Here is a 13,505-nt window from a genome sequence, read left to right as displayed (position 1 = left end):
CCCGGAGGCCCGAAAGACCCCGGTGGTCCCAAAGGCCCCGGCGGTCCCGGGGGGCCCGGCGGGCCGGGTGGTCCGGGCGGGCCGGGCGGGCCGGGCGGGAATGCGGGCGGCCCGCCGCCGTAGCCGGGTGGCGGCCCCTGAACAGGGGGCGGTGGACCGGGCGGAGGCCCCTGAACAATTTGTTCCACTCTCAACTCCGTCCCCACCAATGGTCACGGACAACAGAGAACATATCGGGTCTCTTCTGATAAGAACGTCTCGATGAGCATCGTCGTCGTACGTCGCCCTGAACGCCGCCCCGGCCCCAAGCCCCCGCGCGGCGAAGTCCTGCTCGAATCTCCGCCGGAGATTCCCGAGGTCCAGCCGCAGGGCTTCACCGCGGTGCTCACGTACCTGCCCATGGTGGCGGGGGCGGCGGCGATGGCCCTCATGTTCACCGCCTACGGCAACGCCAACCCCATCATGTACGTGGCCAGCGGCCTGTTCGCGCTGTCCATGGTCGGCATGAGCATCGGCCAGATCGGCCGCCAGGCGGGCGAGCGCAAATATCGGCTGAACGGCGCCCGGCGCGACTATTTCCGCTATCTGAGCCAGGTGCGCAAGCGGACCAGGCGCGCGGCCAAGCAGCAGCGCGAGGCCCTGGAGTGGAGCGGCCCCGAGCCGGACGCCCTGTGGTGGATCGCCATGAGCCCGCGCCTCTGGGAGCGGCGGCCCCGCGACGACGACTTCGCCACCGTACGCCTCGGCACCGGCGTCCAGAAGCTCGCCGTCCAGCTCATCCCGCCGGACTCGAAGCCCATCGAGGACCTGGACGCGCTGTCGGCCGGCGCGCTGCGCCGCTTCATCAGGGCCCACTCCACGGTCGCCGGGCTGCCGGTCGCGGTGGCCTTGGGGTCGTTCGCCCGGATCCGGATGACCGGCGACCCCGAGACCGTGCGCGACCTGGTGCGGGCGATGATCTCGCAGCTCACCGTGTTCCACTCGCCGGACGACATGCGGATCATGGTGTGCGCGGGCGCGGAGTGGATGGCGTACTGGGAATGGGTCAAATGGCTGCCCCACGCCCTCCACCCGGAGGAGGTGGACGCCGCCGGCCAGGTGCGGCTGATGACGGAGAACATGAACGAGCTGGACCGGCTGGTCGGCGACGAGCTCAGGGAACGCGCCCGGTTCCGGCCCGGGGCGGCGGCCGACTCGCTGCCGTACCACGTGCTGATCGTGGACAACGGGCACGTGCCGCAGGACTCCCAGCTCGGCAGCGACGCCATCCAGGGCGTGACCGTGATCGACCTGTCCGGCTCGACCGGCGAGGTGGAGGAGAGCAGCACGCTGCGGCTGGACGTCCACGCCGACGGCTTCCACATGGTCAAGATCGACCACGCGGGCAAGGAGCACCACACCCGGCTCGGCGACCCCGACCGGCTCGACTTCCTGCGGGCCGAGGGCCTGGCCCGGCAGCTCGCGCCGCTGCGCACCTCGATCGGCTCCGGCGGCGGCGAGGTCGAGGACGTGCTGGCCGCCAACACCACGCTGACCGACCTGCTGGGCGTCGGCGACCCGTCCCTCGTGGACCCGGCGATCGTGTGGCGTCCGCGCGCGGGCCGCAACCGGCTGCGCGTCCCCATCGGGCTCGGCGCCGACGGCCGCGTCGTGGAGCTGGACATCAAGGAGTCCGCGCAGGGCGGCATGGGCCCGCACGGGCTGGTGATCGGAGCCACCGGCTCCGGCAAGTCGGAGCTGCTGCGCACGCTGGTGCTGGGCCTCGCGGTCACGCACTCCTCGGAGATACTCAACTTCGTCCTGGTGGACTTCAAGGGCGGCGCGACCTTCCTCGGGCTGGAGTCGCTCTCCCACGTCTCGGCGGTCATCACCAACCTGGAGGACGAGCTCCCGCTGGTGGACCGCATGTACGACGCCCTGCACGGCGAGATGGTGCGCCGCCAGGAGCTGCTGCGCGCGGCCGGCAACTACGCCTCGCTCCGCGACTACGAGCGGGCTCGCGAACAGGGAGCCGAGCTGGCGCCGCTGCCGACCCTCTTCGTGGTGCTGGACGAGTTCAGCGAGCTGCTGTCGGCCAAGCCGGAGTTCATCGAGCTGTTCGTGATGATCGGCCGGCTCGGCCGCTCGCTGGGCGTGCACCTGCTGCTGGCCTCGCAGCGCCTGGAGGAGGGGCGGCTGCGCGGCCTGGACACGCACCTTTCGTACCGGATCGGCCTGCGGACCTTCTCGGCGATGGAGAGCCGGGTCGTGCTCGGCGTCGCCGACGCGTACGAGCTGCCCTCCGCGCCGGGCAACGGCTACCTCAAGTTCGACACCACGGGCATGACCAGGTTCAAGGCCGCCTACGTCTCCGGCTCCTACCAGTCGGACAGCCGCCGGCCCGGCTCCAGCGACGGCAACACGATCCTGCGCCAGGTCGTCGAGTACGGCTCCGGCTACGTGCCGCTCCCCGTCGTGCCGCAGCAGGTCGAGGAGGCCCCGTCGACCGAGATGGACGAGCGCGGCCCCCAGGCGAGCCTGCTCGACGTCGTGGTGCAGCGCCTGGCCGGGCACGGGCCGGCGGCCCACCGCATCTGGCTGCCGCCGCTCGGCGAGCCGCCCACGCTGGCGCACCTGCTGCCGCCGCTGTCGGTCACGCCCGAACTCGGCCTGTCCACGCCGAACTGGCAGGGCCGGGGCAAGCTGCACGCCGTCGTCGGGATCATCGACAAGCCGTTCGAGCAGCGGCGGGACCCGTACTGGCTGGATCTGTCCAGCGCGGCCGGGCACGTCGGCGTGGCCGGCGGGCCGCAGAGCGGCAAGAGCAACGTGCTGCGTACGCTCATCACCGGCATGGCGCTCACCCACACGCCGCGTGAGATCCAGTTCTACTGCCTCGACTTCGGCGGCGGCGGCCTGGCCGCGCTGGCCGGACTGCCGCACGTGGGCGGCGTCGCCACCCGCCTCGACGCCGAACGGGTACGCCGCACCGTGGCCGAGATCGTGACCATCATGCGCCAGCGCGAGCGCGCCTTCGCCGATCGCGGCATCGACTCCATCGCCACCTACCGGCGGATGGTCGCCGACGGCACCGCCGACAGCGACGGCTTCGGCGACGTGTTCCTCGTCGTGGACGGCTGGCTGACCATCCGGCAGGAGTTCGAGAACCTGGAGGCCGTCATCACCGACCTGGCCGCCCGCGGCCTCGGGTACGGCATCCACGTGGTGGCGGCCACCAACAAGTGGTCGGAGTTCCGGCCGAGCATCAGGGACCTGTTCGGCACCAGGATCGAGTTCAAGCTCGGTGACGCGTACGAGTCGGAGATCAGCAGGAAGGCGTCGCTGGCGGTGCCGGAAGGCGTGCCGGGACGCGGCCTGACCAGGGACGGCATGCACTTCCTCGCCGCCCTGCCGCGCGTGGACGGCCAGCGCACTTCCGAGGACGCCTCCGAGGGCGTGCGCTCGCTCGTGGACATCGTGCGGCAGTCGTGGCAGGGCCCCGCGGCGCCGCCGGTGCGGCTGCTGCCCTCGCTGCTGCCCGCCGCCGACCTGCCGGGGCCCGAGCAGACGGGGCCGGGCCGGATCGCGCTCGGCATCGACGAGGACAGCCTCGCGCCGGTCTCGCTCGACTTCGACAACGACCCGCACTTCATCGTGTTCGGCGACAACGAGTGCGGCAAGTCGAACGTGCTGCGGCTCATCATGGAGGGCCTGGTCGCGCGGAAGACGCCGAGCGAGGCGATGATGATCGTGCTCGACTACCGGCGCTCGCTGCTGGACACGGCCGTGACCGACCACCGCATCGGCTACGCCGCCTCCAGCACCGCCGCCGCCGAGCTGATCCAGGACGCCCGCTCGGCGCTGCTCAAGCGGCTGCCGCCGGCCGACCTGACGCCCGAGCAGCTGCGCTCGCGGAGCTGGTGGCAGGGCTCGGACCTCTACATCGTGGTGGACGACTACGACCTCGTGGCCACCTCCAGCAACCCGCTCGCGCCGCTCGCCGACCTGCTGCCGCAGGCCCGCGACATCGGCCTGCACCTGGTGCTGGCCCGGCAGGCCGGCGGCGCCAGCAGGGCCATGTTCGACCAGGCCGTGCAGCGCATGAAGGAGATGGCCAGCCCGGCGCTGATCATGTCGGGCAACCGCGAGGAGGGCCCGCTCTTCGGCAACGTCCGGCCGACGCCGCTGCCCGCCGGGCGTGGCTACTACGTGGATCGCCGGCAGGGGGCGCGTCTGATCCAGACCGCGTACATAGGAGAGGCATGACCTACGTCGACGTGCACGTCCAGGCGCTTGAGGAGTGCGGGCGGCAGGTGCGCAGGGTCCGGAACATGCTCGACTTCGAGGACGCGTTCGTGGACTCGAGCGTGAAGAAGCCCGTGGGCGACACCGAGAGCCGACTGTTCGGGAGGCTGGCCGGCGCCGGCGCCCTCGCCGACCAGGTGGACGCCGTCTGGAAGGCGCTCAAGGACGAGCTCAAGGAGGGCCGCGAGCGCCTGAAGACCGTCGAGCGCGCGCTCGGCGAGGTCGCCACCAACTTCCGCGACGCCGAGACGGGCGTACAGGTATGAGCGTCGTCTCCGAGCTCGCGGCGTTACTCGAGAAGGTGAAGGGCGACCCGGAGGGGATCAAGGACCTGGCCGCCGCCCTGCGCGTGGCCGGGAGCCACGCGAGCACCTCGACCAACGCCCTGTCCAGGTCCGTCACGGCGGTCGGCGCCGCCTGGAAGGGCGAGTCTGCCACCGCCTTCACCGAGTACATGGACGCCTACCCCAAGGCGGGCAGCGACCTGCGCGAGGCGCTGTCCGCCTGCGCCAAGTCGCTCACCACCGTCGCGGGCAAGATCGAGGACGCGCACACCACGGTCAACACCCTGCACGTGAACGCCGTCGCGGCCGAGAACGACTACAAGAGCAAGCACAAGAACGCCAAGCAGGCGGACATCGACGCCTACGTCAAGAGCAAGCTCGGCGACGACCCGGTCGTCAGGGCCAAGAACGCTGTGGACGACGCCGAGGACGCCCTGACGGCGGCCAAGGGGGAGCTGGACAAGCAGCTCGGGTCGAAGAAGTTCGGCTTCTTCGCGGGCATCAGGCAGCCCGGCGGGGCCGACTTCCTGCCCGGGGAGCACAAGCCGGACTGGCAGAAACGGCCCGGCTACCACCCCACCAAGCCGTCGTCCACCCAGCCCATCGTCGGCCCGGTGTCCAACCCCACCGACAACGGCCCGGCCACCGATCCCAACACCAACGACCCGGCGGCCGATCCCAACACCGCCGATCCCAACGCCAACCCGGCCGCCAACCCCAATGGCAATCCGGCCGCCAATCCGAACACCACGGACCCGGCGGCCAACCCCGCCACCACCGATCCCAACGCCAACCCCACCGCCACGGATCCCAGCGCCGACGCGACCACCGACCCCAACACGACGTCGAACGCCGGCGCCAATGAGCCCGAGATCAACGCGCCCGGCGTCGTCGAGCCCGACCTCGGCCCGTCCGACCCCGGCACCGAAACCGACACCAGCGCCGACACGGGCGCCGGCGAGACGGCCACCGACGCCCAGATCCTGCCCTCGTACGGCGACATGCCCGCCCCGAAGCAGGAGGTCGTCGACTGGATCAAGGAGGCGCTGACCGTCATCGAATCCCCGGAGATGGCGGACATCCTGCGCGAGCGCGGCCTGGACATCAGCGACCTGGGACCGAACGACCCGGTGGACCTCACCCGCATCTGGGCGATCATCTACCACGAGTCCGGCGGCGACCCCACCGCCATCGGCGACTGGGGAACCGGCGCGCAGGCCGACGTGGCCCCTCAGGGCCTGATGCAGACCATCCCGGCCACGTTCGAGGCCCACCACCTGCCGGGACACGACCAGATCCAGGATCCGGTGGACAACATCATCGCCGGCGTGCTCTACATCTACAGCAAGTACGGCAACCTGGCCGACCACCCCGGGATCGCCTCCCTGGAGAGCCAGGGCGGCTACCAGTCGTACTGAGGAAACGGCAGGTTACGCGAATGTGAATGGCATTCGCATTTTATCGCCCGACAGGGGAAATGGCCGTTTATCAGCGCTAACGCGGTGATACAAAGATCATCGTGTCGACCGATCCGTCCATCGCCGCCCCCTCGGCGACGCCGTCCGCGACGCCCGCGGTCACCAGCCCGTGCCCGCACACCCCCACGTGCCCTCCCCCGGTCTGCCTGCCCCCGTCGCTGCGCCCCGTCGCGTCCCCGTCCGCCTCGCCCTCGGCGAAACCGCCGGGGAAGCAGGACCCCGCGGCCGACAAGTCGAACCTCCCCGGCTACGAGACCAGCACCGGCACCATCGACGCCTTCGCCGGCGCCATGACCGACTCCGGCGACGGCGTGCACCTCGTCAAGCAGCGCACCCCGCGCTTCGAGGGCTGGAACCTCGCCCCCCTCGCCGGCGTGCCCGTCGTCGGGCTGATGTTCACCAACCGGTTCAACACCATCGCCGACACCTGGAGGGACAGCGCCGGCATCCTGGGCGACGTGCTGCGCAGGGACGCCGGCAAGGTCACCCTCTCGGCGTCCAACTACCGGCAGGCGGAACAGGCGAACAGGAAGAAGTGAGAGCCACCGCATGAGCACTCCGCCGAACCAGCCGCCCAAGCTGATCGTGCCCGGCCAGAGCACCCCGCCCCAGGGCAACCAGCAGCTCTTCCTGGCGAACAGGAACAACACCGTCTCCGGCACGGTCCAGGTGAAGCCCGCGGCGGCGGTCGCCCGTACCGATCCCGGGTTCTTCAAGCGGCTGGTCACCGGGCTCAACCCGCTGCGCCAGAACACCCGCGCCGCGATGGCGATGTCCGGGCTCGGCGCGGGGGCGCTGGCCCTGGACGTGGCGGCCACGCTCAACCTGGGCAACCCCTTCCTCTTCTACGACCGGCGGGAGGCCTGGAAGGAGATGTCCGGCGCGCTGGAGGGCAACAGGTCGAACCTGTGGCGCGGCTACTTCGACCAGATCTCGCCCAACTGGAAGGGCACCGCCGCCGAAACCCTCCAGCAGTACGTGCGATTCAACGTCAACGGCCTGTTCAGCCAGCTCGGCAAGGTCGGCGACGAGATGAGCGGCGCGATGCACGGCCAGTACAAGGAGGTGCTGGAGTACGACCTGTCGGTCTTCGGCCTCTACGCCGCCTCCGCGCCGATCCTGCGTTCCCTGGCCGCCATGAGCACCACGCACCCCGTCGCCAGGGTGGCCCTGATGACCCAGGTCGGCGTCTTCACCACCGCGCTCGGCAACCTGGTCAAGCAGTTCGCCGACGTCTACAACTCCTACGAGGGCGACCTGAACAAGCTGGAGCTGAAGCTCAACGACCTCAAGGGCGCCTTCTACAACTCCGGCGACCCCGCGAAGGGCCCCCGCGACCTGCGGCTCTCCCCCGCCCTCGCCGACCCGCAGCGTACGGACGACATGTGGAAGCCGAAGGGGGCCGACCTTTGAGCCAGATCGACGCCTTCGCGGCGGGCAGGGAGGGCGACGTCCCCGGCCTGCTGCGGGAGATGAACGCCTGGTCGGCGCGGATCGCCGGCACGCTGGACGAGCTGGCCGCGGAGCGGATGGAGGGCAAGGACGCGAGCGGCGCCGTCCTCGCCCGGGTGTCCGGGACCGGGCGGCTGCTGGGGCTGCACCTCGATTCGAGGCGGTTGCGGGAGCTGGACCACGTCCGGCTCGCCGGGGCCGTCATGGAGGCGGTGGCCGCCGCCCGCGGCGCGCTCGGCGAGCGCCTGGAGGAGCTGACGGCCGCCCTGTCCGGCCCGGACGGCGGCGGCCCTGACGATCCGCTGGCGGCGCACGTCGAGCGCGTCATGCGGGAGGGATGAGCGGTGCGTGAGCTGGACGAGGCCATGGCCCGGCTGGAGGCGCTGATGGCCGGCGCGCGGCAGGCCGAGGAGGCGGTGGCCGAGTGGAGTGCGCGCCGCTTCACCGGCCGCGCCGACGAGGGCCGGATCGAGGCCACCACGGACGCCCTCGGCGTCCTGCTCGACCTGCGGATCCATCCGCTGAGCCGGGCCCGGCTGGACGCGCGGCGACTGGCCGACGCGATCACGTCGGCGATCGCGCGGGCGGAGGAGGCCGCCGAGGCCGCCAGGAACGCCCTGATGCCCGGCGCCTGATCGGCCCCGTACGACGAAGAAACCCCCTCCGGTCCCGGCCGGAGGGGGTTTCTCGCGTTGTCGTGAGGCGGGTCAGCCGCAGTTGGCCCAGCCGGCGCTGGTCCCCGCGGAGCCGACGCTGCCGGAGAAGCGGACGCACTTGCCCTTGCCGTTGAGCTTGACCGGCCCGGCGTAGTACTCGAAGTTGCCGCTCTGGTTCCTGGAGCCGCCGCCCTGGACCTCCAGGGTGACGCTCACCGGGGTGGACTTGCCGACCTCGGACGTCTTCATCGTCACCACGCAGTTCTCACCGGTGGAGGCGTTGTAGAGCTGGAAGGTCTCGCCGGTGCTGAACGACTGCTTGCGCTGCACGTAGAAGCCCTCGCCGCAGACCTGGCCCGGCGAGTACGGGTTCTTGATCACCGGGGCCGAGGTCGTCGGGACCGACGTCGGGGCCGCGGTCGGGCGGCTGGACGGGGTCCGCGTCCGCGTCGGCGTCGTCGTGTGGGTCGGCCGGGCCGTCGGCTGCGAGCGGGTCGGGGTGACCGTCGGAGTCGCGGACGGGACGACCGTCGGGGTCGCGCTCGGGGTCGGGGTCTCGGTGACGGTCGGCGTCGGCGTGGCCGTGACGGTGACCGTGGGGCCGGCCGTCGGCGTCTCCGAAGGTCCCATGGTGGCCACGTTCGTCGGCGTGGGCGTCGGCGTCGGCGTCTCCCGCATCGTCACGGTCACCGTAGGCTGGGGCGCGGCGGTCTGGGTCGCGGCCGGCTGCGTGCTGACCGGCGGCTGCGCGATCCGCTGGGTGTTGATCGGCAGCGGCGACGGCACCGTGCTGTACTCGGGCGGCGTCGGCGCCTGCGAGGTCCAGTCGCTGGGCAGCGTCATGGGGCCGACGTCGTTCTGGTCGGTGCCGGGGGTGTTCGCCCAGGGAACGGTGACCTCAGGCTGGTTCTGCCCGGTCTGGTCCTGGTTGTTCGGCTGGGGCAGGCCGTTCTGGTTGGCGTTGGCGTTGACGCTGGCGTCGCCGGCCGCGGCCGGGCCCTGCGTCTTCTGGTCGCCAGCGGCGGCCACCGGCTCGAACTTCTGCGTGGCGGCGTACTGGTTGGCGCCCCACAGCCCGACGCCGGACAGCAGCGCGAGCGCGCCCACGGCGGCGGCCAGGCCGAGCGGGAACTTGCGCGGCGGGCGAGAGGGGACGGTCTGCCCCTGCACCGGCGCCTGCCGCTGCTGCTCGCGCGGCGGCTCCCACATCGGCGGGGGCGGCAGCGGCACGCCCTGCACCGGCTCGGGACCGGCCGGCGCGAGCCCGCCCTGCGGCGGCACGGGCGGCGGCCCCCAGGTCTGCTGCGGCGGCACACCGTCCATCGGCAGGCCCGGCACCGGCGCGCCAGGACCCGGCATCCCCTGCATGGGCACGCCCTCGACGGGCATCCCCTGCGGCGGCACGCCGGCGATCGGCGGGCCGGGCACCGGCGCGCCGGGAGCGGCCAGGCCCGGGATCACCACGCCCTGCAGCGGGATGCCGTCGAGCACGACGTCCGGCCCGGACTCCAGCTTCTGCGCGACGCCGCCCCGCTTGTCGCCGAGGAGCTGCAGCAGCGCCATGTAGGTGGTGGGCCGCTGCCCGGTGTCCTTGGACAGCGCCGCCTGCACGACCCGGCGCAGCGGCTCGGCGAGCGAGCCGAGCTCGGGCTCGCCGTTCAGCACCGCCTCTTCGTCCTGGCCGAAGGGCGGCTGCCCGGTCGCGGCGAAGGCGACGGTCGCCGCCCAGGCGAAGACGTCGGCGTACGGACCGTAGGCCAGGCCCCTGATCTGCTCCGGCGCGCGGTAGCCGATCTCCCCGGCGGGCTCGCCGAGGTCGACGTCCGTCACGCGGGGGCCGTCCGGGCCGAGGATGACGTTGTGCGGGGTCAGCCCCCGGTGGGTGATGCCCGCCAGGTGCACGGCGGTCAGCGCGGTGAGCACGCCCACCGCGACCCGCTCCAGCGCGTCGGCGTCGAGCGGGCCGTCCGCGGCCACGGCCTCGGCCAGGCTGCGGCCCTCGACGTGCTCGCGGACCACGTAGGCGTGGCCCTCGTGGAGGCCGGCGTCGAGGGTGCGGGCCACGTACGAGCTGGACACCCGTTGCACCCCGGTGAGCCGAGCGACGTCGTCGCTGCCCGCCTCCTGAGCCGAAGGCAACACCTTGATCACTCTTAAGGGCGCGTCGTCGGACTCCTTGCCGAGAAAGGCCGCGCCGCGCGGCCCATCGGTCAGACGTCCTGCGATGTCGTACGCGCCCAGCTTCGCGGGATCACCCGGACGCAGGGGGTGCATCTTCATCCCTTCGGTGAAAGATAGATCTTGAAGGGACATTCAACCGCATCTGCCACATTTACATCAGCGGTTTCACTGGCGAATTGACAATTCACCCACAAGTAACGCTTTGGGACACCGTGGAGTAACAGTTAGGACGCCCGTCCCGGCCGCCAGCCGCGCTGCCTTCCCCGCGGAACCAGCAGCACCAGCGCGCCCGCGGCCAGCATCGCCATGAGCGCGCCCGTCCCCACCGCCATCGCGACCCCGATCGCCGTCTCGTCGCGCGGCGGGACCTTCGCCACGGCGTTCGCCGGCAGCGCGGTGGGCGGCGGCTCGGCCACCACGGGGCCGTTCGCGTCCTCGTACGGCAGGACGGCGGTGAGCGCCAGCAGCGGGTTGACCATGCCCGTCCCGGTGCCGGCCCCGGAGGTGCCGTCGGCGGTGGCGATGATGCGCCGGCGCACCTGCTCCTGGTTGAGCTTGGGGAAACGGGCCCGGACCAGGGCGGCGGTGCCCGCCACGTACGGCGAGGCGAAGCTCGTGCCCTGCAGGCCGCGCATGTAGGAACGGCCCGGCCAGGGGGCGGTGATGTCGGCGCCCGGGCCGAGCACGCCGACCGGGGTGACGGCGTTGGAGGAGTCGGCGCGGCGGCCGTCCGGCGTGGCCGCGCCCACCGCCAGCACGCCGTCGTAGGCCGCCGGATAGGAGGGCTCGGCCTCGTCGTCCTGGTTGGTGATGTTGCCGGCGGCGGCCACCACGACGATGTCGTTGTCCAGCGCCCGCTGGATCGCGGCCCGCAGCGACGGGTTGTCGGAGGCGCGTACGGACACGTTGATGACGTCCGGCTTGGCGTCCACCGCGTCGTTGATGGCGTTGACGAGGTTGGTGAGCACGCCGTCGGTCTTGTTGCTCTGCTTGAACATGAGCAGCCGGGCGTCCGGCGCGACGCCGTGGAACGGGACCCCGGCGAGGTAGCGGGCGCCGATGATGCCGGAGACGGCGGTGCCGTGGCCGACGCAGTCGCGGTAGCCGGTGTGCGTCTCGTCCACGATCTTGGAGATCTGGACCTGCGGGTGGTAGTCGGCACCGCTGTCGACGACCGCCACCGTCACGCCCGCGCCCCTGGTGAGCCGCCAGGCGGACTTGATGTCCAGCCGCTTCTGCGCCCAGGGCTCGGTGGCGGGGAGCTTGACGGTGCCCTTCTTCGGGTTGCAGTCGTCCGCGACGGTGGCCGCCGCGGCGGGGGCCGCGGCGAGGTGCAGTGCGAGCAGGCTCGCCAGGAGGGCGCGACCGATCATGTCGAAAGAGGGTATATCGCCCGGCTCGCTCCGGTTCACCCGCTCCGGTTCACTCGCTCGGGTTCAACGGAAGGAAGCCCCAGCGGGTCGCCAGGGCCTCGTTCCGTTGCTCACTTCGTGGCGGACTCGATGTTCTGGCGGTAGGTGCCGATGACCCGCGAGGCCTCCTGCAGCTCCTCGGTCATCCGCTGGAACGCGGTGCGGTAGTTCTGCCAGGCCTGCTGGAAACGCTGCGCGCCCGGGCCCGTCCACGCGGTGCCGACCTTGGCCGCCTCGCGGTCGAGCGCGGTCATCGTGGTGCGGACCGCCTCTGACTGCTGGGTGAACTGGCTGGCCATCTGCTGCATTTCCGCGGGGTCGCCGCCGAGCATACTCTGGCTCATGCATACCTCCTGGACCGTGTGAACTGGACCGTGTGAAAGCGCCATCACACTAAGCGGGCCCACTGGTCTTCGTCCGGGTTATGCCGAGCGGCTATGGTCTACCCGAGGAACATTCGGGATTAATGACGCGGAGGTTCGTCCGGTCATGCGCCAAGTTGTGGTGACGGGCGGCGGCACCGGCATCGGTTACGCGATCGCCGCGGCGTTCGCCGCACGGGGCGAGCACGTCACGATCACCGGCCGCCGCGAGCACGTGCTGAAGGAGGCCGCGGACCGCATCGGCGCGGAGTACGCGGTCTTCAACGCCGCCAGCCCGGTCGCCGTCCAGGAAGCGCTCGGCGCCCTGCCGCAGCACGTGGACGTGCTGGTCAACAACGCCGGCGGCAACACCAACCTCGACCGCAAGCAGCCCGGCGACCTCATGGACGTCGCCGAGGCGTGGTGGGCCAACCTCAACGCCAACCTCATGTCCGCGGTGCTCGTCACGACCGCGCTGACCCCGCGCCTGGCCGACGGCGGCCGGGTGATCTCCATCGGCTCGATCGCCGCCCGCGGCACCGGCTCGGGCTCGTACGGCGCCGCCAAGGCCGCCCTGGAGTCCTGGACCGCCGACCTGGCCGCCGAGCTGGGCCCGCGCGGCATCACGGCCAACGTGGTCTCCCCCGGCCTCGTCCTCGACACCGAGTTCTTCCGTGGCCGCCTCACCGAGGACGGCATCAGGGCCCGCGTCGACAACACCCGCAACGGCCGCCCCGGCACGCCGTCCGACGTGGCCGATACCGTTCTGTTCCTCGCCGGCGAGGGAGCCGGGCACGTCACTGGGCAGGTGCTTCACGTCAACGGCGGCGCCTACCTGGGTCGCTGAACCATCGATTTCGGGAAGGACGGTCGTCGGTGCGGAAGGTGCTGATCGCCAATCGCGGGGAGATCGCCGTACGGGTGGCCCGCGCGTGCAAGGACGCCGGGATCGGCAGCGTGGCGGTCTACGCCGACCAGGACAGGGACGCGCTGCACGCGCGGCTGGCCGACGAGGCGTACGCGCTGGGCGGGCAGTCCCCGGCGGAGACCTACCTCGACATCGCCAAGCTGCTCGACGTGGCCGCCCGCAGCGGCGCCGACGCCGTCCACCCCGGCTACGGCTTCCTGTCGGAGAACGCCGCCTTCGCCCAGGCGGTCATCGACGCCGGGCTGACCTGGATCGGCCCGCCGCCCGCCGCCATCGCCGCGCTCGGCGACAAGGTGCAGGCCAGGCACATCGCCCAGAAGGTCGGCGCGCCGCTGGTCGCCGGCACCAAGGACCCGGTGTCCGGGGCGGACGAGGTCGTCGCCTTCGCGAAGGAGCACGGCCTGCCGATCGCGATCAAGGCCGCCTACGGCGGCGGCGGACGCGGACTGAAGGTCGCCCGCACCCTGC

12 protein-coding genes are annotated in these 13,505 nt (G+C 71.8%); 9 read left to right on the top strand and 3 right to left on the bottom strand.

What is annotated here, in order from left to right:
• Positions 1-261 precede the first annotated feature (261 nt).
• The 7 genes from eccCa (at position 262) to BMW85_RS33450 (ending at position 8,133) form a co-directional block, all read left to right on the top strand.
• Entirely contained in the window at positions 262-4,245 is a 3,984-nt protein-coding gene (eccCa, locus tag BMW85_RS33480) for a type VII secretion protein EccCa (RefSeq protein ID WP_091089602.1), read from the top strand.
• A complete protein-coding gene (locus BMW85_RS33475; RefSeq protein ID WP_091089599.1) occupies positions 4,242-4,550 on the top strand; it encodes a hypothetical protein in 309 nt (102 codons plus the stop codon). The genes eccCa and BMW85_RS33475 overlap by 4 nt, the downstream gene beginning before the upstream one ends.
• Positions 4,547-5,986 carry a transglycosylase SLT domain-containing protein gene (locus BMW85_RS52120; protein WP_091089597.1) on the top strand — a complete coding sequence of 480 codons (1,440 nt, stop codon included), beginning with the start codon at positions 4,547-4,549 and terminating at the stop codon, positions 5,984-5,986. Before BMW85_RS33475 ends, BMW85_RS52120 begins: the two co-directional genes overlap by 4 nt.
• A gap of 101 nt (positions 5,987-6,087) precedes the next feature.
• Positions 6,088-6,585: a hypothetical protein gene (locus tag BMW85_RS33465; RefSeq protein WP_091089595.1), complete on the top strand. Its 498-nt coding sequence runs from the start codon at positions 6,088-6,090 to the stop codon at positions 6,583-6,585.
• Positions 6,586-6,595: 10 nt separating this feature from the next.
• On the top strand, positions 6,596-7,459 hold the full coding sequence (locus BMW85_RS33460; RefSeq protein WP_091089592.1) for a hypothetical protein: 864 nt from the start codon (positions 6,596-6,598) through the stop codon (positions 7,457-7,459).
• Complete coding sequence (locus tag BMW85_RS33455; RefSeq protein ID WP_091089591.1) at positions 7,456-7,839, top strand: YbaB/EbfC family nucleoid-associated protein; 384 nt, start codon at positions 7,456-7,458, stop codon at positions 7,837-7,839. Before BMW85_RS33460 ends, BMW85_RS33455 begins: the two co-directional genes overlap by 4 nt.
• A 3-nt stretch (positions 7,840-7,842) precedes the next feature.
• Positions 7,843-8,133: a YbaB/EbfC family nucleoid-associated protein gene (locus tag BMW85_RS33450; RefSeq protein WP_091089588.1), complete on the top strand. Its 291-nt coding sequence runs from the start codon at positions 7,843-7,845 to the stop codon at positions 8,131-8,133.
• 72 nt (positions 8,134-8,205) lie between these two features.
• Here the strand turns inward: BMW85_RS33450 and BMW85_RS33445 are convergent, their stop codons facing one another.
• The 3 genes from BMW85_RS33445 to BMW85_RS33435 form a co-directional block, all read right to left on the bottom strand.
• On the bottom strand, positions 8,206-10,434 hold the full coding sequence (locus BMW85_RS33445; RefSeq protein ID WP_177241017.1) for a serine/threonine protein kinase: 2,229 nt from the start codon (positions 10,432-10,434) through the stop codon (positions 8,206-8,208).
• A gap of 125 nt (positions 10,435-10,559) precedes the next feature.
• Positions 10,560-11,708, bottom strand: coding sequence for a S8 family serine peptidase (locus BMW85_RS33440; RefSeq protein ID WP_091089583.1), 1,149 nt, complete (start codon positions 11,706-11,708; stop codon positions 10,560-10,562).
• A gap of 110 nt (positions 11,709-11,818) precedes the next feature.
• Positions 11,819-12,091 carry a WXG100 family type VII secretion target gene (locus BMW85_RS33435; RefSeq protein WP_026214895.1) on the bottom strand — a complete coding sequence of 91 codons (273 nt, stop codon included), beginning with the start codon at positions 12,089-12,091 and terminating at the stop codon, positions 11,819-11,821.
• Positions 12,092-12,236: 145 nt separating this feature from the next.
• Between BMW85_RS33435 and BMW85_RS33430 the strand changes: the two genes are divergently transcribed.
• Together BMW85_RS33430 and BMW85_RS33425 are read left to right on the top strand one after the other, a co-directional pair.
• Entirely contained in the window at positions 12,237-12,956 is a 720-nt protein-coding gene (locus BMW85_RS33430; RefSeq protein ID WP_091089580.1) for an SDR family oxidoreductase, read from the top strand.
• Between the two features lie 29 nt (positions 12,957-12,985).
• Positions 12,986-13,505: biotin carboxylase N-terminal domain-containing protein (locus BMW85_RS33425; protein WP_281249634.1), on the top strand; the 520-nt coding region annotated here is incomplete at its 3' end.

It is taken from the genome of Nonomuraea wenchangensis, assembly GCF_900111685.1.
GTDB lineage: Bacteria > Actinomycetota > Actinomycetes > Streptosporangiales > Streptosporangiaceae > Nonomuraea > Nonomuraea wenchangensis.
Note: the sequence above shows the minus strand (reverse complement) of the source record. Positions and strands in the feature narration are given on the sequence as shown.

What these genes read in the sequence shown, in the direction of transcription:
- eccCa (WP_091089602.1), top strand. Translation starts at nt 262, where the DNA reads ATGAGCATCGTCGTCGTACGTCGCCCTGAACGCCGCCCCGGCCCCAAG.
- BMW85_RS33475 (WP_091089599.1), top strand. Translation starts at nt 4,242, where the DNA reads ATGACCTACGTCGACGTGCACGTCCAGGCGCTTGAGGAGTGCGGGCGG.
- BMW85_RS52120 (WP_091089597.1), top strand. Translation starts at nt 4,547, where the DNA reads ATGAGCGTCGTCTCCGAGCTCGCGGCGTTACTCGAGAAGGTGAAGGGC.
- BMW85_RS33460 (WP_091089592.1), top strand. Translation starts at nt 6,596, where the DNA reads ATGAGCACTCCGCCGAACCAGCCGCCCAAGCTGATCGTGCCCGGCCAG.
- BMW85_RS33445 (WP_177241017.1), bottom strand. Translation starts at nt 10,434, where the DNA reads ATGAAGATGCACCCCCTGCGTCCGGGTGATCCCGCGAAGCTGGGCGCG.
- BMW85_RS33440 (WP_091089583.1), bottom strand. Translation starts at nt 11,708, where the DNA reads ATGATCGGTCGCGCCCTCCTGGCGAGCCTGCTCGCACTGCACCTCGCC.
- BMW85_RS33435 (WP_026214895.1), bottom strand. Translation starts at nt 12,091, where the DNA reads ATGAGCCAGAGTATGCTCGGCGGCGACCCCGCGGAAATGCAGCAGATG.
- BMW85_RS33430 (WP_091089580.1), top strand. Translation starts at nt 12,237, where the DNA reads ATGCGCCAAGTTGTGGTGACGGGCGGCGGCACCGGCATCGGTTACGCG.